This is a genomic window from Pseudomonas sp. RC4D1 (assembly GCF_018390395.1).
GTDB lineage: Bacteria > Pseudomonadota > Gammaproteobacteria > Pseudomonadales > Pseudomonadaceae > Aquipseudomonas > Aquipseudomonas danubii.
Genome location: NZ_JAHBAW010000001.1, coordinates 3,223,501 through 3,240,602, shown reverse-complemented (window position 1 = coordinate 3,240,602; position 17,102 = coordinate 3,223,501). Strand labels below are relative to the sequence as shown.

The following is a 17,102-nucleotide window of genomic DNA, read 5'->3' as shown; positions in this document are numbered from 1 at the left end:
GGACGGCATGCAACCGCCACCGCAGAAAGGCCCTTGGGCACTCTCTAGCGGGGGCGGTATGCTAGCATACGCGCCCCGCTAAACACTCATTCCTGCGACGTGAAGCGTTCTCAGGATGACCATGAATTGTTCGAGAGTTCTGTCGATGACCAATCCTGCCCTGATTGATGAGCTGAAGACCCTGGTTGAGCCTGGCAAGGTGCTGACCGACGCTGACTCCCTGAATGCTTACGGCAAGGATTGGACCAAACACTTCGCCCCGGCCCCCACGGCCATCGTGTTCCCCAAGACCACCGAGCAGGTCCAGGCCATCGTGCGCTGGGCCAATCAGCACAAGGTCGCGCTGGTGCCTTCCGGCGGGCGGACCGGGCTCTCGGCCGCTGCCGTGGCAGCCAACGGCGAAGTGGTGGTGTCCTTCGACTACATGAACCAGATACTCGACCTGAACCTGACTGACCGCACCGCGGTGTGCCAGCCGGGGGTGGTCACCGAACAACTGCAGAACCTGGCGGAAGAAAACGGCCTCTACTACCCGGTGGACTTCGCTTCTGCCGGTTCCAGTCAGATTGGCGGCAATATCGGCACCAATGCCGGTGGTATCAAGGTGATTCGCTACGGCATGACCCGCAACTGGGTAGCCGGCATGAAAGTGGTCACCGGCAAGGGCGACGTGCTGGAGTTGAACAAGGACCTGATCAAGAACGCCACCGGCTATGACCTGCGCCAGTTGTTCATCGGCGCCGAAGGCACCCTGGGCTTCGTGGTCGAGGCCACCATGCGTCTGGATCGGGCGCCAAAGAACCTCACCGCCATGGTGCTCGGCACCGCCGATTTCGACTCGATCATGCCGGTGCTGCACGCTTTCCAGAGCAAGCTCGACCTGACCGCCTTCGAATTCTTCTCCGACAAGGCCCTGGCCAAGGTCCTGGCCCGTGGTGACGTGCCGGCTCCCTTCGAGTCCGACTGCCCGTTCTACGCCTTGCTGGAGTTTGAAGCGACCACTGAAGAAGTGGCCAACCACGCCCTGGAAACCTTCGAGCATTGTGTCGAACAGGGTTGGGTGTTGGACGGGGTGATGAGCCAGAGTGAAACCCAGTTGCAGAACCTGTGGAAGTTGCGGGAATACATCTCCGAGACCATTTCCCACTGGACCCCTTACAAGAACGATATTTCGGTCACTGTTTCGAAAGTGCCGGCTTTCCTCAAGGAAATCGACGCCATCGTCGGCAAACACTATCCGGACTTCGAGATCGTCTGGTTCGGTCACATTGGCGACGGCAACCTGCACCTGAACATCCTCAAGCCGGACAACCTGAGCAAGGACGAGTTCTTCGCCAAGTGCGCCACGGTCAACAAGTGGGTATTCGAAACCGTCGAGAAGTACAACGGTTCGATTTCCGCCGAACATGGCGTGGGCATGACCAAGCGTGATTACCTGACCTACAGCCGCTCGCCGGTTGAGATCGAGTACATGAAGGCAGTCAAGGCAGTGTTCGATCCGAACGGCATCATGAACCCGGGCAAGATCTTCGCTGTTTGAGTGCAAGCAGCGCCCTGATGAAGCACACGAGCAGGAGTCGGTAATGAGCTATCAGCACCAGTATGTCGACGGTACCCGGATTCATTTCCCTCTGGGCAAGGTGGTTTGCATCGGTCGTAACTACGCCGAGCACGCCAAGGAGCTGGACAACCCGGTTCCCACCGAGCCCCTGCTGTTTATCAAGCCCGGCAGTTGCGTGGTGCCGCTGGAAGGTGGTTTTGCCATTCCCACCGAGCGCGGCTCGGTGCACTACGAGGCGGAAATCGCCGTGCTGATCGGCAAGCCATTGTCCACCAAGCCCAGCCGCGAAGAAGTGCTGGACGCCATCTCCGGTTTCGCCCCGGCCCTGGACTTGACCCTGCGCGACAAGCAGGCCGAGCTCAAGGCCAAGGGCCTGCCTTGGGAAATCGCCAAGTCGTTCGATGGCGCGGCGGTTATCGCGCCATTCGTGGTGGGCAGCAGTTTTGCCGACCTGACGGATATCGGCATTCGCCTGACCATCAACGGTGAGGTACGCCAGGACGGCAACAGCAGTGACATGCTCAATCCCATAGTGCCGATGATCCAGTACATGGCCGGCTGCTTTTCCCTGCAGGCCGGCGATGTGATTCTCACCGGCACCCCGGTTGGCGTCGGGCCGCTGAATGTCGGTGATGAACTGGTATTGGAGCTGCCGGGCGTCAGTCGCTTCACCAGCAGCGTCCGTTGATCGGGAACTTTCTACGAGGACCCGGGAATCCGGCACACCTCGTAGAAAGATCATGGCCTTTTACTGTTTTTTCACATTCGTTCCGGATAATTCCTAGGTCTATGGTTCGCCGATCTGAACACTGCGTGCTATTAACCATGGCCGACTTCTGGAAATCTTGTGATGGACGCTCCTCCTCTGACTAAGCCTCTCGGCAGTCGTATGTCGCGTATTCGCCTGCGCATGCGCTGGTACTCCTGGCTGCTGCTGGCGGGTGTGATCTGCTATGGCGTTGCCAGTCTCCTGCATTGGGACGACCGTGGCGCGCTCTGGGTGCAGGAGCGGTTTGTCAGTCCTTCCGAGCGCAGCGCCAGCATCTGGCTACCCGGTTACCGCGTGGTCATCGATGCCAAGGCGCTGCCTGGCATGGAGAGCGATGAAGCGTCGGATCTCTCCTACAACCCGCAGACCAAAACCCTGTTTTCGGTGATGGGCAAGCATCCGTTCCTGGCGGAGCTGACCCTGCAAGGCGACGTCCTGCGCAAGATCCCTCTGGTGGGCTGGAGCAACCCGGAAGGGGTGGCAGTCTTGGAGAATGGCTTACTGGCGATAGTCGATGAGCGTCAGCATTCGCTGGTGATCGTCAAAGTTGATGCCAGTACCAAAGAGCTGAACATCGCCGATTTTCCGACCTACGACCTGGGCCCTTCGGAAGATCAGAACAAGGCTTTTGAAGCCATTGCATGGAACCCGCGCAAGCAGCAATTGCTGTTGGGCGAGGAGCGTCCAGCGGCACTCTTCACCTGGAGCAGCGATGGCAGCCAGGCGCTCAAGGGCAGCAAGCAGAAACTCGCCAGCGAGGAGCTCGACTTGCGCAACCTCTCGGCCCTGGGCATTGACCCGCGCACCGGTCATACCCTGGTGCTGTCCGCCGACTCTCATCTGTTGCTGGAGCTGGACGAGCAGGGTGAGCAAGTCAGCTTCATGGCCTTGCTCGGCGGCTTCAACGGCCTGCAGAACACCATTCCCCGGGCCGAAGGCGTGGCCATGGATGAGGCCGGCAACCTGTACATGGTCAGCGAGCCCAATCTGTTCTATCGCTTCGAGAAGCAATGATCTCCTGGTCCGGCGCCTTTGCCGGATCGTCGATTAAGCTTGAATTCAGACGGCTGTGATATTTCATCAGCCTGTCCTGATTTCGAGTTCGCCCGCCATGTATCGTCTGACCCGCTTGCAACCTCTCTATCTGATCCTCTGCCTGATGGCGGTGCTGCTTGCCGCGTTTGCCCACAACCATCGGTTGTGGCAGCGCGCCTGGTTCGACTGGCAATCCTACTGGCAAGTGACGGCCCCGCAATCTCTGGGCCTGGGTGATTATCGAGTGGTACTGGAGGCTCAGCCTATCGAGGGGCTGGATGAGGTTTCGGCACTGACCTACGATCCGCTGCGCAACAGCCTGTTCACCGTGACCAACAAGAATTCCGAGCTGGTAGAGCTGTCCCTGGACGGGCAGGTCCTGCGGCGTATTGCTCTGCTGGGCTTTGGTGATCCGGAGGCAGTGGAGTTCATCAGCGCCAATACCTATGTGATCAGCGATGAACGGCAGCACCGGTTGATCAAGATTCAGCTGGACGACGAAACCACCGTGGTGGATGCGGCAGAGGCCGAGCAGATCACGCTCGGCGTGCACCTGTCGGGGAACAAGGGCTTTGAAGGTCTGGCTTACGACTCACAGGGCCAGCGCTTGTTCGTCGCCAAGGAACGCGACCCGATGCTGATCTATGAGGTGCAGGGCTTTCCCCATCACGATCCGGAAAAATCCTACGGGGTGCATGTGCTGAACAACCCCAAGCGGGATGCCGGGCTTTTTGTACGCGACCTCTCCAGCCTGCAATACGACGAGCGCAGCGGCCATCTGCTGGCCTTGTCGGACGAGTCGCGCCTGGTGGTGGAACTGGACGTCGACGGGCGCCCGCTGAGCACCCTGGCATTGGGCAAGGGCCGCCAGGGCCTGAGCAAGGCCGTGCCCCAGGCCGAAGGAATAGCCATGGATGACGACGGCACCCTGTATCTGGTGAGCGAGCCGAACCTGTTCTATGTCTTCAAGAAACCTGAACTGTAGAGGCGGTCGGGCGGCATTCTGCTTGCCGGCGAAGAGGCCCTTGGGACGGCCTCGCCGGCAAGCCTGAGCCTGCCCGCAGGGCAGGCTCAGGCCTTGAGGGTTTTCACCCCTTCGGCCGTACCCAGCAGCAGTACATCCGCAGGGCGCGCGGCGAACAGACCGTTGGTGACCACGCCAACGATGGCATTGATCTGGCGTTCCAGCTCCACCGGGTTGGTGATCTGCATGTTGTGCACGTCGAGGATGATATTGCCGTTGTCGGTGATCACCCCTTCGCGGTACACCGGGTCGCCGCCCAGTTTTACCAACTCGCGGGCTACGTGGCTGCGGGCCATCGGGATCACTTCAACCGGCAGTGGGAAGTTGCCCAGCACCGGTACCAGCTTGCTGGCGTCGGCGATGCAGATAAAGGTCTTGGCCACGGCGGCCACGATTTTTTCCCGGGTCAGGGCTGCGCCGCCGCCCTTGATCAGGTTCAGGTGCTCGTCGCTCTCGTCGGCACCGTCGATGTAGAACTCCAGGTCGCTGACGGTGTTGAGCTCGTACACCGGAATGCCGTGGCCCTTGAGGCGTGCGGCGGTGGCTTCAGAGCTGGCTACGGCGCCATCGAAGGCGCCCTTGTGCAGGGCCAGGGCATCGATGAAGCAGTTGGCGGTGGAGCCGGTGCCGACCCCGACGATGCTCTTGTCGTCGAGTTTCGGAAGGATAAGGTCGACGGCGGCCTGGGCGACTGCCTGTTTGAGTTGATCCTGGGTCATGCGGGCTCCGAAGCGGGCAATGGGGGGCACAAAGGCCGGCATTATAGGCGCCGCGACAGATCCGGTCATTGCCCGTTTGGCTAATCGGCCAGGCCGGGCGGGAGAGTTGGCAATACGGGGTAGGGCGGCGAGGGCGCCGGCTAAAACCTCTGTATTCGTGTGGTCGCCCGGGCAAACGCTGGGTTAGACTCCTTGGCCCTGCCCAACCCGCTCAGTGATGCTTTCCGATGCTCGAACAGTACGTCAAGAAGATCCTCACCTCGCGCGTTTATGACGTTGCCGTAGAAACCCCATTGCAGACTGCCCGCCAGCTCTCCGAGCGGCTGGGCAATCAGGTCTGGCTCAAGCGCGAAGACTTGCAGCCGGTGTTCTCGTTCAAGATTCGCGGCGCCTACAACAAGCTGACCCAACTCAGCGACGCCGAACGCGCCCGTGGCGTGGTCACCGCATCGGCGGGCAACCATGCTCAAGGCCTGGCCCTGGCGGCCAAGGTGCTGGGGGTCAAGGCCACCATCGTGATGCCCAAGACCACGCCGGAGATCAAGGTTGAAGGCGTGCGCTCCCGCGGCGGCAAGGTGGTGCTGCATGGCGACTCTTTCCCCGAAGCGCTGGCCTATTCGCTGAAGCTGGTGGATGAAAAAGGCTACGTCTATATCCACCCTTACGACGATCCCCACACCATTGCCGGGCAGGGCACTGTGGCCATGGAGATCCTGCGTCAGCACCCGGGGCCACTGGACGCGATTTTCGTGCCGGTGGGCGGCGGCGGGCTGATCGCCGGTATTGCCGCTTATGTGAAGTACCTGCGTCCTGAGATCAAGGTGATCGGTGTCGAGCCGGACGACTCCAACTGCCTGCAAGCGGCCATGGCAGCGGGTGAGCGGGTCGTGCTGCCGACGGTGGGCATTTTCGCCGACGGCGTGGCGGTGGCGCAGATCGGTCAGCACACCTTCGATATCTGCAAGGACTATGTGGATGAAGTGATCACCGTCAGCACCGATGAAATCTGTGCGGCAATCAAGGACATCTACGACGATACCCGCTCGATCACCGAACCTGCCGGCGCGTTGGGCGTTGCGGGGATCAAGAAGTACGTCGAGCAGCGCGGTATCACCGGGCAGACCCTGGTGGCCATCGATTCCGGGGCCAACGTCAATTTCGACCGCCTGCGCCACGTCGCCGAGCGCGCCGAGCTGGGCGAGGGCCGCGAAGCCATCATCGCCGTGACCATTCCCGAGAAACCGGGCAGTTTCAAGGCGTTCTGCGAGGCGGTGGGCAAGCGTCAGATCACCGAATTCAACTACCGCTACAACACCGGCAGCGAAGCCCACATCTTTGTCGGCGTTCAGACCCACCCGGAAAACGATCCGCGCAGTGCCCTGGTCGCCAGTCTGACCGAGCAGGGTTTTCCGGTGATCGACCTGACCGACAACGAACTGGCCAAGCTGCATATCCGTTACATGGTCGGTGGCCATGCCGAGAAGGTCAGCGACGAAGTGGTGCTGCGCTTCGAGTTCCCGGAGCGTCCGGGGGCATTGTTCAACTTCCTCAACAAACTGGGCGGGCGCTGGAACATCTCCATGTTCCATTACCGTAACCATGGTGCGGCCGATGGCCGAGTGGTCGCCGGCCTGCAAGTACCGGCCGATGAGCGTCATCTGGTACCGGCGGCTCTGGAGCAGATCGGCTATCCGTACTGGGATGAAAGCGATAACCCGGCTTATCAGCTGTTCCTCGGCTGAACGACTACGCTGAGGATCGGAGCCTTAAGGAAGCGAGAACATGGAAACACTGACCACGCTGAAGACGCTTCATGTGCTGGCTACCGTGCTGCTCTTGGGCAGTGCGCTGGGTTTGGCGATCTGGGTCTGGCGCTTGCGCCGCCAAGGTGATGCGACGGTCTACAGCCGCGTGCTGCACCGCCCGGGACTGTTCGGCTGGCTGCTGCTGGCGGTGGGTTTGCTGGCCCTGCCATTCAGCGGCTGGTGGCTGGTGCATCTGGTGGGTTGGCCGCTGGGGCAGACCTGGATTCTGGGCTCCAGTGTGCTCTACACCCTGGGCGCTCTGGCCTGGCTCTGGCTGATGGTACGCCTCAACCGCCTGCGTCTGGCCAAGGCGGCCAGTGGCCTGACCTTCACCCTGGCGCTGGCGATCTTCAGTGCGGTGTGCTTCGTCACCATTGCTGGCCTCATGGGCGCCAAGCCGGTCTAAGCCTTAAGGATTGCCATGAAGGTTGTTCTGGTGGGGGCGACAGGGTTTGTCGGCCGTCATCTGCTGGCGGCGTTGCACGCCGCCGGCCATCAGCTCATCGCCACCAGTCGCCATCGGCAAACCCGGAGTCTGCCTGGCGTGGAATGGCGGCAACTGGACCTCGATCGCCTGGGCCTTGAGCCCCAGCCTTTTGACTTGCCCGCTGATACCGACCTGTTGATCAACGCTGCCGGGTTGTTGAGCAATGATGCCCAGGCGTTGACCCTGACTCAGGATCTGGGGACTCGTGCGCTGTTTGATCTGGCGGCGGCCCGGGGTGTGCGGGTGTTGCAGATTTCCGCCTTGGGCGCCGGCCAGCAGCCGCAAGTGCCGTTTCTGGCGAGCAAGGCGGCTGCGGATGATTACCTGCTGCGCCTGGGGGTTCCGGCCGTGGTGTTGCGGCCATCCCTGGTGCTCGGTGCGGGTGGCGCCAGCAGTGGCTGGCTGGCCCGGCTGTCGCCCTGGCCGCTGATTCCGTTGTTGTCCGCCAAGGCCAGAATGCAGCCCCTGCATGTGGATGACCTGAGTGCTGCCGTGCTTGCGTTGATCGGGCAATGGCCCGCGCAGTCCATGGTGCTGCCGCTGGTTGGCCCTGAACGGATGACCATGGCGCAGTTGCTGGACCGTCTGCGTGCGGCCCAGGGCTGGGCCCCGGCGCGCTATTTCCAGTTGCCCTCAGTGGTCCTGGCGCTGGTCGCAAGGGTGGGGGAGCGCCTGGGCTGGCGGGCCCTGAACCGGCAGAGCCTGAGCATGGCCCGTTGCGACAACCTAGGGGACCCTGAAGTACTGGCGTCGGTCTGCGGTTATCACGCCGCGCCCCTGGCAGCCCGGCTGCAAGACTGGCCGCAGGCCGCGCAGAGCACCCAGTTGGCCCTGCGACCGTTGCTGCTGGCGGTCATGGTGCTGATCTGGCTGGGTACGGCGGTGGTGTGCATCGGTCCCGGCTATGACTGGGGCTTGCGGATCATGGCCGAGGCCGGGGTGCAGGGCGCCTGGGCGGTACTGGCGGTGATCGCGGGATCGCTCTGCGACGCGGTGCTGGGGGTCGGTCTGCTGCTGCGGCGTTGGCGCCGGCGGGCCCTGCAGGCGCAGCTCGCACTGATGCTCGGCTACACCCTGATCATCAGTCTGATCCTGCCGCATTTCTGGTTTGACCCTTATGCTGCCGTGGCCAAGAACCTGGTGCTGATGGTGGCGACCCTATGGCTGTTGTGGACTGAACCCCGTCGATGAGTGCTTATCTGCTGTTGAAAACCCTGCATATCCTGTCCTCGACCGTTCTTTTCGGCCTCGGCGCGGGCTCGGCCTATTACGCACTGCGGGCCTGGCGCAGCGGCAAGCTGGAAGTGATTGCCGTGACATTCAAGCATTTGGTGTTCGCCGATTGGGCCTTTACTGCAACGACGGCCGTCTTCCAGCCGTTGAGTGGGCTGGGATTGGTGCATCTGGCGGGCTGGCCGATCCAGCAAGCCTGGCTGATGTGGAGCTTGGGGCTCTATGTCCTGGCGGGGCTGTGCTGGTTGCCGGTGGTCTGGTTGCAGATCCGGGTGCACAAGATGGCTGAGCAGGCGCTGCGGGACGGCGTGCCGATGCCACTGCGGGCCAATCTTTACATGCGCTGGTGGTTCGCCTTGGGCTGGCCGGCGTTTCTGGCCTTCATGGCGATTTTCTATCTGATGGTGGCCAAGCCGGTTTAGCAGCCTTCGCCGGCAAGCCGGCTCCTACGGCTTGTAGGAGCCGGCGCAGCGCTCAATCCCGCAGGCTGATCACCTGCCAGCCGCGCTTCAGAGCCTCGGCCCGCAGGTTTGGATCAGGGTCGACGGCCACTGGGGTGGCCACTTGCTCCAGCAACGGCAGATCGTTCATCGAGTCGCTGTAGAAGTAGCTGCCTTCCAGGTCATGACCGGTTTCTTCCAGCCAGCGCTGCAGGCGGATGACCTTGCCTTCACGGAAGCACGGTACGTCGGTGCTGCGTCCGGTGTAGCGGCCGTCCTGCATTTCGCATTCGGTGGCGATCAGGTGTTCCACTCCCAGGCGCTCGGCGATCGGCGCGGTGATGAAACGATTGGTGGCGGTGATGATCACCAGCTTGTCGCCGGCCTCGCGGTGCTGGGCCAGCAGGGCCTGGGCCTTGGGCAGCAGGATGGGCTCGATGCAGTCGCGCATGTAGTCGCGATGCCATTGCTCAAGCACGGCCATCTCGGTGCGGCCGAGGATTTCCAGGCAGAAGTTCAGGTAGGCGGCGTTGTCGAGTTTGCCGGCCAGGTAGTCCTGGTAGAACTCGTCGTTGCGGGTCTTGTAGGCGACGGCGTCGAGGAAGCCTCGCTCGCACAGGTAGTCGCCCCAGGCGTGGTCGCTGTCGCCGCCCAGAAGCGTGTTGTCCAAGTCGAATAAAGCCAGGCGCATTGCAGTTACTCGCTGAAAAGTCGCGGAAAAAGGTGCCCAGAATACGGTCTTTTCACAAGAGTGCACATAAGGTAAGCAGCCTCGTTGCTGCATTCCCAAGCTTTGTGGAACAATGCGGCGACATGCGTTTGCGAGGTTGTAGCCGTGATCGACCCCGATGGTTTCCGCCCCAATGTCGGGATCATTCTGACCAATGATGCCGGACAGGTGCTATGGGCTCGCCGTATCAATCAAGATGCCTGGCAGTTTCCTCAAGGGGGTATCAACCCCGACGAGACGCCGGAAGACGCCTTGTATCGCGAGTTGAACGAAGAAGTAGGGCTGGAGCGCGAAGATGTGCAAATTCTCGCCTGCACCCGGGGCTGGTTGCGCTATCGTTTGCCGCAGCGCCTGGTCCGGACCCACAGCCAGCCGCTGTGCATCGGCCAGAAACAGAAATGGTTTCTCCTGCGCCTGATCTCCAACGAGCAGCGGGTGCGGATGGATTTGACCGGTAAACCGGAATTCGATGGCTGGCGCTGGGTCAGTTATTGGTATCCGTTGGGCCAGGTGGTGACATTCAAGCGCGAAGTGTATCGCCGCGCTCTCAAAGAGCTTGCCCCGCGCCTTTTAGTGCGCGACTGACGACGGAGTTCGACCCCGAGCCATGCTCAATACGCTGCGCAAGATCGTCCAGGAAGTTAACTCCGCCAAGGATCTCAAGGCGGCGTTAGGGATTATTGTATTGCGCGTCAAAGAGGCCATGGGCAGCCAGGTCTGCTCGGTCTACCTGCTGGACCCGGAAACCAACCGTTTTGTGCTGATGGCCACCGAAGGCTTGAACAAGCGTTCCATCGGCAAGGTCAGCATGGCCCCCAACGAAGGCCTGGTGGGCCTGGTGGGCACGCGGGAAGAGCCCCTCAACCTGGAAAACGCCGCCGATCACCCGCGTTATCGCTACTTCGCCGAAACCGGTGAGGAGCGTTATGCCTCGTTCCTCGGCGCCCCGATCATTCACCATCGCCGCGTAGTCGGTGTTCTGGTCATCCAGCAGAAAGAGCGCCGCCAGTTCGATGAGGGCGAAGAAGCCTTCCTGGTGACCATGAGCGCGCAACTGGCCGGGGTGATCGCCCACGCCGAGGCCACCGGTTCGATCCGCGGCCTGGGGCGTCAGGGCAAGGGTATTCAGGAAGCCAAGTTTGTCGGCGTGCCAGGTTCCCCCGGCGCCGCGGTAGGTAGCGCGGTGGTGATGTTGCCACCGGCTGATCTGGATGTGGTCCCGGACAAATACATCACCGACATCGACGCTGAACTGGCGCTGTTCAAGACCGCCCTGGAAGGGGTGCGCGCCGATATGCGGGCGTTGTCGGAAAAACTCGCGACCCAACTGCGTCCGGAAGAGCGCGCGCTGTTCGACGTCTATCTGATGATGCTCGACGACGCCTCCCTGGGCAGCGAAGTGAAGACCGTGATCAAGACCGGGCAATGGGCCCAGGGTGCGTTGCGCCAAGTGGTCACCGATCACGTCAACCGTTTCGAACTGATGGACGACGCCTACCTGCGCGAGCGCGCCTCGGACGTCAAGGACCTGGGGCGGCGGCTCCTGGCCTATCTGCAGGAAGAGCGCCAGCAGACCCTGGTCTACCCCGACAACACCATCCTGGTCAGTGAAGAACTGACCCCGGCCATGCTCGGCGAAGTGCCGGAAGGCAAGCTGGTGGGGCTGGTCTCGGTGCTGGGTTCGGGCAACTCCCACGTGGCCATCCTGGCCCGGGCCATGGGCATTCCCACGGTGATGGGCCTTGTCGACCTGCCGTACTCCAAGGTCGATGGCATCCAGATGATCGTCGACGGCTATCACGGCGAGGTCTATACCAACCCCAGTGACGTGCTGCGCAAGCAGTTCGCCGATGTGGTGGAAGAAGAGCGGCAACTGGCCCAGGGCCTGGACGCATTGCGCGACCTGCCTTGCATCACCCCTGATGGCCACCGCATGCCGCTGTGGGTCAACACCGGCCTGCTGGCCGATGTGGCCCGGGCGCAGAAGCGCGGTGCCGAGGGCGTAGGCCTGTATCGCACCGAAGTGCCGTTCATGATCAACCAGCGCTTTCCCAGCGAGAAAGAACAGCTGGCGATCTATCGCGAGCAGTTGGCGGCGTTCCATCCGCAACCGGTGACCATGCGCAGCCTGGACATCGGTGGCGACAAGTCGCTGTCGTACTTCCCGATCAAGGAAGACAACCCCTTCCTCGGCTGGCGCGGCATCCGCGTCACCCTCGACCACCCGGAAATTTTCCTGGTGCAGGCCCGGGCCATGCTCAAGGCCAGCGAGGGCCTGAACAACCTGCGCATCCTGCTGCCGATGATTTCCGGTATCCATGAGCTGGAAGAAGCCCTGCACCTGATCCACCGTGCCTGGGGTGAAGTCCGCGATGAAGGCACCGACGTGCCCATGCCGCCAGTGGGGGTGATGATCGAGATTCCGGCGGCGGTGTATCAGACCCGGGAACTGGCGCGCCAAGTGGACTTCCTCTCGGTGGGCTCCAACGACCTGACCCAGTACCTGCTGGCGGTAGACCGCAACAACCCGCGGGTCGCCGACCTCTACGACTACCTGCATCCGGCCGTGCTGCAAGCGCTGCAGAACGTGGTGCGTGATGCCCACGCCGAAGGCAAGCCGGTGAGCATCTGTGGCGAAATGGCCGGTGATCCGGCGGCGGCGGTGCTGTTGATGGCCATGGGTTTCGACAGCCTGTCGATGAACGCCACCAACTTGCCGAAAGTGAAGTGGATGCTGCGTCAGATCAACATGAGCAAAGCCAAGGAACTGCTGGACGAGATGATGACCATCGACAACCCGCAAGTTATCCACAGCTCGCTGCAATTGGCGCTGAAGAAACTCGGCCTGGCACGGATGATCAATCCGGCTTCGAGCAAGACCCTGTAATCGAAGTATTTGCTTCGCCAACCAGCCGACTCCTACAACGGCCTGTGTAGGAGCCGGCTGGCTGGCGAACGTTTCACACTTTCAGCTCGACCTCTCCCAGATGCCCGCCATAAGGGCCAAAACTGCGCTCCAGCAGATGCCGCGAGCCGTCCGCGTTGACGATCAGCGCGGTGCTGGCGCGGGTGCCGTAGCTGGGGCTGGCGATGAATACGCTGGACAGCAGGCTTTCCGTAGCCAAACCCACTCCGGTGTCCGGCAGTTCGGCGAAGGGCGCGGTGTGCGGATCGCTGAGTAACGCCAGCAGGGCCTGGGGTTGTGGATTGGACAGCACTTCCTGCAGCGCGGCCTTGGCCTTGAGCAGCTTGGGCCACGGCGTATCGAGCCCGGCATTGGACAGGCCGTAGACGCCGGGCTTGAGTAATTGCGGTTGCACATCCTGGGCGTTGTAGTGCCACAGTTGCTCTGCTGTGCCCAGTAACAGGTTGAACCCGGCGTACTCCACCGAGCGGCCCACCACATCGTGCAGATAATCTTCCAGGGCTACGTCGCCAGCGAGAAAGCGCGCCACCAGTTCGCCCCGGGAGCGTCGTGCCGGGGGCTGATGCGGGTTGCGGATATTGGTCAGGGCGGCAAAGCGGCCATTGGCACCGACACCAAGCCAGGTGCCTCCGGCCTCCAGGTCGCGTCCGGCGTGGATCTGCGGCGACTCCGGCCATTGCCCCAGAGGCAGGCTGGGCCGGGCGTAGAATTCGTCACGGTTGGCCGCGACGATCAGTGGCTGAGCATGACCCGGCCGCCAGGCGAATACGATCAAGCACATTAAGGTGGCCCCCTGTGTGTTTTTGCCCACTTTACGCACAGATCCAATGGGTATCCATCGCCATCCAGTGGAGTCCGGGGCGGCGCATCCGTTACCATGCCGGTCTTATTTTCGGATGCTCCCATGGAATTTCTGCTCTATCTGCTGCTGGGCGCCTGTGCAGGTGTGCTGGCCGGGCTGTTCGGCGTGGGCGGCGGGATCATCATTGTCCCGGTGCTGGTGTTCAGTTTCACCCTGCAAGGCTTCGATGCCTCGGTGCTGACCCATTTGGCGGTCGGCACTTCTCTGGCCAGCATCATCTTTACCTCGGTCAATGCCGTTCGCGAACACCATCGCCGTGGCGCGGTGCGCTGGCCGATCTTCGCCTGGATGGCCCTGGGCATCCTGCTGGGGGCCGGTTTCGGCGCGCTGACCGCCGAAGCGATTTCCGGCCCGCACCTGCAAAAAATCATCGGTGTCTTCGCCCTGGTGGTGGCCTTGCAGATGACCCTGGAGCTCAAGCCCAAGGCCAGTCGCCAGGTGCCCGGCAAGCTGGGGCTGGCGGCGGCCGGCGGTGTGATCGGCTGGGCTTCGGCGATCTTCGGCATTGGCGGCGGTTCGCTGACCGTGCCGTTTCTCACCTGGCGCAGCGTACCGATGCAGCAGGCGGTGGCTACATCCTCGGCGTGCGGCTTGCCCATCGCCCTGGCCAGCGCCTTAAGTTTCATGATTCTGGGCTGGCATGATCCGCAGCTTCCGGCTCATAGTCTCGGCTTCGTTTATTTGCCGGCGCTGCTGGGCATTGCCCTGACCAGCATGGTGTTCGCCCGTATCGGTGCGCGCCTGGCCCACACACTGTCGCCACGCCTGTTGAAACGCTTGTTCGCCGCGCTACTGTTCTGCGTGGGGATCAGCTTCCTGTTCTGAGTGGTGACGCAATCCTGGCTTAATCCTGGGCTGGCAGTTTGCCCCGGGACATTTGAGTTCTAACCCTTACGAGGAGTCGCAATGCTGCCTTACCCGCAGATTGATCCGGTAGCGCTGGCCATCGGCCCGCTGAAAATCCACTGGTACGGCCTGATGTACCTGATCGGCATTGGCGGCGCCTGGTTGCTGGCGTCGCGCCGGCTGAACCGTTTCGATCCGACCTGGAGCAAGGAGAAGCTCTCGGACATGGTGTTCTGGATGTCCATGGGGGTGATCGTCGGTGGGCGACTGGGTTACGTGCTGTTCTACGACCTCAGCGCCTATCTGGCCAACCCGACCCTGATCTTCGAGGTGTGGAAGGGCGGCATGTCGTTCCACGGCGGTTTCATCGGAGTAATGCTGGCGGCCTGGTGGTTCGGCAAGCGCAACAACAAGACTTTCTTCGAACTGATGGACTTCGTCGCGCCCATGGTGCCAATCGGCCTGGGTGCCGGGCGAATCGGCAATTTCATCAACGCCGAATTGTGGGGTAAACCTACCGACGTGCCATGGGCGATGATCTTCCCGCCGTTCAGCGATCCGGCGCAGTTGCCGCGTCATCCGTCGCAGTTGTATCAGTTCGCCCTGGAAGGCGTGGCGTTGTTCCTGATCCTGTGGCTGTTCTCGCGCAAACCCCGGCCGACCATGGCGGTTTCCGGTATGTTCGCCCTGTTCTACGGGATCTTCCGTTTCATCGTCGAGTTCGTCCGGGTGCCGGACGCACAGCTGGGCTACCTGGCGTGGAACTGGCTGACCATGGGTCAGGTTCTGTGCGTGCCGATGATCCTCGGCGGCCTGGGACTGATCTGGCTGGCTTATCATCGCGCTCCGGCCCAGAGCGCGGCGCAATAAATTCGAATCCCGGGGCGTGCCCCGGGTTCAAGGATGCAGGTAATTCATGAAGCAATATCTTGATCTGGTGGCCCACGTCATCAACAACGGCACCAAGCAGGCCAACCGCACCGGTGTGAACACCATCAGCTTTCCCGGGGCCATGCTGCGCTACGACCTCAAGGAAGGTTTCCCGGCCATCACCACCCGCAAGATGGCCTTCAAGTCGGCCATCGGCGAAATGGTCGGCTTCCTGCGCGGGGTGAACAACGCCGCCGAGTTCCGTGCCCTGGGCTGCAAGGTCTGGGACCAGAACGCCAACGAAAACGCCCAGTGGCTGGCCAACCCGTTCCGCCAGGGCGATGACGATCTGGGCGAAATCTACGGCGTGCAGTGGCGCAAGTGGCCGGCCTACAAGCAGATCAAGACCAGCAACCAGGCAGCCATTGACCTGGCATTGAGCCAGGGCTACCGGCAGATCGCCGCCGGCGAGGAGGACGGCCAGGGTTACGTGGTGCTGTACAAGGCCATCGATCAGGTACGCCAGTGCGTTGACACCATCATCAACGACCCGGGCAGCCGGCGAATCCTGTTCCACGGCTGGAACTGCGCGCAGCTGGATGAAATGGCCCTGCCGCCGTGTCATCTGCTGTACCAGTTCCACCCCAATGTCGAGACCCGGGAAATCTCCCTGACCCTCTACATCCGCTCCAACGACCTGGGGCTGGGGACGCCGTTCAACCTCACCGAAGGCGCCGCGCTGCTGAGCCTGATCGGCCGCCTGACCGGCTACACGCCGCGCTGGTTCACCTATTTCATCGGTGATGCTCACGTCTACGAAAACCACCTGGACATGCTCAACGAACAGCTCAAGCGCGAGCCGTTCCCGATGCCCAAGCTGGTGATTTCCGAGCGCGTGCCGGAGTTCGCCAAGACCGGCGTCTACCAGCCTGAATGGCTGGAACTGATCGAGCCGAGCGATTTCTCCCTGGAAGGCTATGAGCACCACGCGCCGATGACCGCGCCGATGGCGGTTTAAGTCTTTTAGCGGCTGCACCCAGGGGCCGCGCGGCCCCTGTCGATTTCCCCCGATATCTTTATCGACCTTTGCCCGGGAGCTCTTCCGGGCATTGCCCTGCCTGCCGGGCGTCAAGGCTCTCAGGAGTGGTCCGGGAAAGCCTGGACGTCGTCCTTTTGACGTTGATCGCGAGCCCCTGAATGGAAGAACTCAATCGCAGCCTGTTCCTGGCCATCAATGCCAGCGCCGAGGCATCGCTGCCGATGCGTGAACTGGCGATTTTTCTCGCCCAGTGGGTGGTCCTTTGTGTCCCGCTGCTGCTCCTGGTGCTCTGGGTCTTTGGCGAGCGCCGGCAGAAAATGATCGTCCTGCTGGCGACCTCGAGCATCGTGGTCGCCCTGGCCTGCAACCTGGTGATCCGTGGCCTGTGGTTTCATCCGCGGCCCTTCATGCTGGAGTTGGGGCAGAATTTCCTCGCCCATGCGCCTGGAGCCTCTTTCCCCAGCGACCACGCCAGCGGCATGTTCGCCATGGCTTTTGCCCTGATCCTGGCGTCCTTGCGCAAGACCGGGCTGGTCATGCTGGCCCTGGCCGTGCTGGTGAGCTGGGCGCGGGTCTACCTGGGCGTGCATTTCCCCTTCGATATTCTTGGCGGTTGCCTGGTGGGTTTGTTCAGCGCATGGCTGGTACGCCTGGGCCTGGCCTGGCGACAGCTGGATCAGCGTCTGCTGGATGTACTGGAGTTTGTGTATCAGCGACTGCTGGCGGCGGGACGCCGGGGTTCCTGAAACCACGGCG

General features: G+C 62.1%; 17 protein-coding genes. 14 read left to right on the top strand and 3 right to left on the bottom strand.

Translation table 11 applies throughout. The features are described 5' to 3' along the window. Nucleotides 1-145: 145 nt before the first annotated feature. From KHO49_RS15035 to KHO49_RS15020, 4 genes are all read left to right on the top strand, one after another. Nucleotides 146-1,540 (top strand): D-2-hydroxyglutarate dehydrogenase, encoded by a 1,395-nt coding sequence (locus tag KHO49_RS15035; RefSeq protein WP_110594287.1) that lies wholly within the window; start codon nucleotides 146-148, stop codon nucleotides 1,538-1,540. Nucleotides 1,541-1,583: 43 nt separating this feature from the next. Then, nucleotides 1,584-2,249, top strand: coding sequence for a fumarylacetoacetate hydrolase family protein (locus KHO49_RS15030; protein ID WP_102862133.1), 666 nt, complete (start codon nucleotides 1,584-1,586; stop codon nucleotides 2,247-2,249). A 162-nt stretch (nucleotides 2,250-2,411) separates the two neighbouring features. Continuing rightward, nucleotides 2,412-3,344 (top strand): SdiA-regulated domain-containing protein, encoded by a 933-nt coding sequence (locus KHO49_RS15025; RefSeq protein ID WP_213665216.1) that lies wholly within the window; start codon nucleotides 2,412-2,414, stop codon nucleotides 3,342-3,344. A 97-nt stretch (nucleotides 3,345-3,441) separates the two neighbouring features. Continuing rightward, nucleotides 3,442-4,350 (top strand): SdiA-regulated domain-containing protein, encoded by a 909-nt coding sequence (locus KHO49_RS15020; protein WP_102862131.1) that lies wholly within the window; start codon nucleotides 3,442-3,444, stop codon nucleotides 4,348-4,350. An 86-nt stretch (nucleotides 4,351-4,436) separates the two neighbouring features. Here KHO49_RS15020 and rpiA read toward each other — a convergent pair whose 3' ends face one another. Next, entirely contained in the window at nucleotides 4,437-5,108 is a 672-nt protein-coding gene (gene rpiA, locus KHO49_RS15015; RefSeq protein WP_102881205.1) for a ribose-5-phosphate isomerase RpiA, read from the bottom strand. Between the two features lie 227 nt (nucleotides 5,109-5,335). Here rpiA and ilvA point away from each other — a divergent pair, with 227 nt between their 5' ends. From ilvA to KHO49_RS14995, 4 genes are read left to right on the top strand one after another with little or no spacing between them, the layout of a single operon-like run. Next, nucleotides 5,336-6,850 (top strand): threonine ammonia-lyase, biosynthetic, encoded by a 1,515-nt coding sequence (gene ilvA, locus KHO49_RS15010; protein WP_110594292.1) that lies wholly within the window; start codon nucleotides 5,336-5,338, stop codon nucleotides 6,848-6,850. A 40-nt stretch (nucleotides 6,851-6,890) separates the two neighbouring features. After that, on the top strand, nucleotides 6,891-7,319 hold the full coding sequence (locus KHO49_RS15005) for a DUF2269 family protein (RefSeq protein ID WP_102881203.1): 429 nt from the start codon (nucleotides 6,891-6,893) through the stop codon (nucleotides 7,317-7,319). Nucleotides 7,320-7,334: 15 nt separating this feature from the next. Continuing rightward, nucleotides 7,335-8,591 (top strand): SDR family oxidoreductase, encoded by a 1,257-nt coding sequence (locus KHO49_RS15000; protein WP_213665215.1) that lies wholly within the window; start codon nucleotides 7,335-7,337, stop codon nucleotides 8,589-8,591. Further along, the gene (locus KHO49_RS14995; RefSeq protein WP_102862127.1) at nucleotides 8,588-9,055 is read left to right on the top strand and encodes a DUF2269 family protein; all 468 of its coding nucleotides are present in this window, start codon (nucleotides 8,588-8,590) and stop codon (nucleotides 9,053-9,055) included. Before KHO49_RS15000 ends, KHO49_RS14995 begins: the two co-directional genes overlap by 4 nt. Before the next feature lie 52 nt (nucleotides 9,056-9,107). Here KHO49_RS14995 and KHO49_RS14990 read toward each other — a convergent pair whose 3' ends face one another. Continuing rightward, nucleotides 9,108-9,764 carry a histidinol-phosphatase gene (locus KHO49_RS14990; RefSeq protein WP_102862126.1) on the bottom strand — a complete coding sequence of 219 codons (657 nt, stop codon included), beginning with the start codon at nucleotides 9,762-9,764 and terminating at the stop codon, nucleotides 9,108-9,110. Nucleotides 9,765-9,908: 144 nt separating this feature from the next. Between KHO49_RS14990 and KHO49_RS14985 the strand changes: the two genes are divergently transcribed. Both KHO49_RS14985 and ptsP read left to right on the top strand, forming a co-directional pair. Then, nucleotides 9,909-10,388 (top strand): RNA pyrophosphohydrolase, encoded by a 480-nt coding sequence (locus KHO49_RS14985; protein ID WP_011064073.1) that lies wholly within the window; start codon nucleotides 9,909-9,911, stop codon nucleotides 10,386-10,388. Nucleotides 10,389-10,410: 22 nt separating this feature from the next. Continuing rightward, a complete protein-coding gene (gene ptsP, locus KHO49_RS14980) occupies nucleotides 10,411-12,690 on the top strand; it encodes a phosphoenolpyruvate--protein phosphotransferase (protein ID WP_102862125.1) in 2,280 nt (759 codons plus the stop codon). A gap of 73 nt (nucleotides 12,691-12,763) precedes the next feature. On the opposite strand, the gene KHO49_RS14975 is transcribed toward ptsP, so the two are convergent. Continuing rightward, nucleotides 12,764-13,510 carry an NRDE family protein gene (locus tag KHO49_RS14975; RefSeq protein ID WP_110594297.1) on the bottom strand — a complete coding sequence of 249 codons (747 nt, stop codon included), beginning with the start codon at nucleotides 13,508-13,510 and terminating at the stop codon, nucleotides 12,764-12,766. A 123-nt stretch (nucleotides 13,511-13,633) separates the two neighbouring features. Between KHO49_RS14975 and KHO49_RS14970 the strand changes: the two genes are divergently transcribed. The 4 genes from KHO49_RS14970 (at nucleotide 13,634) to KHO49_RS14955 (ending at nucleotide 17,092) form a co-directional block, all read left to right on the top strand. After that, nucleotides 13,634-14,416, top strand: coding sequence for a sulfite exporter TauE/SafE family protein (locus KHO49_RS14970; protein WP_102862123.1), 783 nt, complete (start codon nucleotides 13,634-13,636; stop codon nucleotides 14,414-14,416). Nucleotides 14,417-14,497: 81 nt separating this feature from the next. Continuing rightward, complete coding sequence (gene lgt, locus KHO49_RS14965) at nucleotides 14,498-15,307, top strand: prolipoprotein diacylglyceryl transferase (RefSeq protein WP_102862122.1); 810 nt, start codon at nucleotides 14,498-14,500, stop codon at nucleotides 15,305-15,307. Nucleotides 15,308-15,353: 46 nt separating this feature from the next. After that, nucleotides 15,354-16,325, top strand: coding sequence for a thymidylate synthase (locus KHO49_RS14960; protein WP_015637397.1), 972 nt, complete (start codon nucleotides 15,354-15,356; stop codon nucleotides 16,323-16,325). 179 nt (nucleotides 16,326-16,504) lie between these two features. Then, nucleotides 16,505-17,092: an undecaprenyl-diphosphatase gene (locus tag KHO49_RS14955; protein ID WP_110594299.1), complete on the top strand. Its 588-nt coding sequence runs from the start codon at nucleotides 16,505-16,507 to the stop codon at nucleotides 17,090-17,092. Nucleotides 17,093-17,102: the final 10 nt, after the last annotated feature.

Bases quoted from the DNA above. Each gene is read 5' to 3' on its own strand.
- ilvA (WP_110594292.1), top strand. From the start codon at position 5,336: ATGCTCGAACAGTACGTCAAGAAGATCCTCACCTCGCGCGTTTATGAC.
- KHO49_RS14995 (WP_102862127.1), top strand. From the start codon at position 8,588: ATGAGTGCTTATCTGCTGTTGAAAACCCTGCATATCCTGTCCTCGACC.
- KHO49_RS14975 (WP_110594297.1), bottom strand. From the start codon at position 13,510: ATGTGCTTGATCGTATTCGCCTGGCGGCCGGGTCATGCTCAGCCACTG.
- rpiA (WP_102881205.1), bottom strand. From the start codon at position 5,108: ATGACCCAGGATCAACTCAAACAGGCAGTCGCCCAGGCCGCCGTCGAC.
- KHO49_RS15035 (WP_110594287.1), top strand. From the start codon at position 146: ATGACCAATCCTGCCCTGATTGATGAGCTGAAGACCCTGGTTGAGCCT.
- KHO49_RS15025 (WP_213665216.1), top strand. From the start codon at position 2,412: ATGGACGCTCCTCCTCTGACTAAGCCTCTCGGCAGTCGTATGTCGCGT.
- KHO49_RS15000 (WP_213665215.1), top strand. From the start codon at position 7,335: ATGAAGGTTGTTCTGGTGGGGGCGACAGGGTTTGTCGGCCGTCATCTG.
- KHO49_RS14960 (WP_015637397.1), top strand. From the start codon at position 15,354: ATGAAGCAATATCTTGATCTGGTGGCCCACGTCATCAACAACGGCACC.
- KHO49_RS14970 (WP_102862123.1), top strand. From the start codon at position 13,634: ATGGAATTTCTGCTCTATCTGCTGCTGGGCGCCTGTGCAGGTGTGCTG.
- lgt (WP_102862122.1), top strand. From the start codon at position 14,498: ATGCTGCCTTACCCGCAGATTGATCCGGTAGCGCTGGCCATCGGCCCG.
- KHO49_RS14955 (WP_110594299.1), top strand. From the start codon at position 16,505: ATGGAAGAACTCAATCGCAGCCTGTTCCTGGCCATCAATGCCAGCGCC.
- KHO49_RS15005 (WP_102881203.1), top strand. From the start codon at position 6,891: ATGGAAACACTGACCACGCTGAAGACGCTTCATGTGCTGGCTACCGTG.
- KHO49_RS14990 (WP_102862126.1), bottom strand. From the start codon at position 9,764: ATGCGCCTGGCTTTATTCGACTTGGACAACACGCTTCTGGGCGGCGAC.
- ptsP (WP_102862125.1), top strand. From the start codon at position 10,411: ATGCTCAATACGCTGCGCAAGATCGTCCAGGAAGTTAACTCCGCCAAG.
- KHO49_RS15020 (WP_102862131.1), top strand. From the start codon at position 3,442: ATGTATCGTCTGACCCGCTTGCAACCTCTCTATCTGATCCTCTGCCTG.
- KHO49_RS15030 (WP_102862133.1), top strand. From the start codon at position 1,584: ATGAGCTATCAGCACCAGTATGTCGACGGTACCCGGATTCATTTCCCT.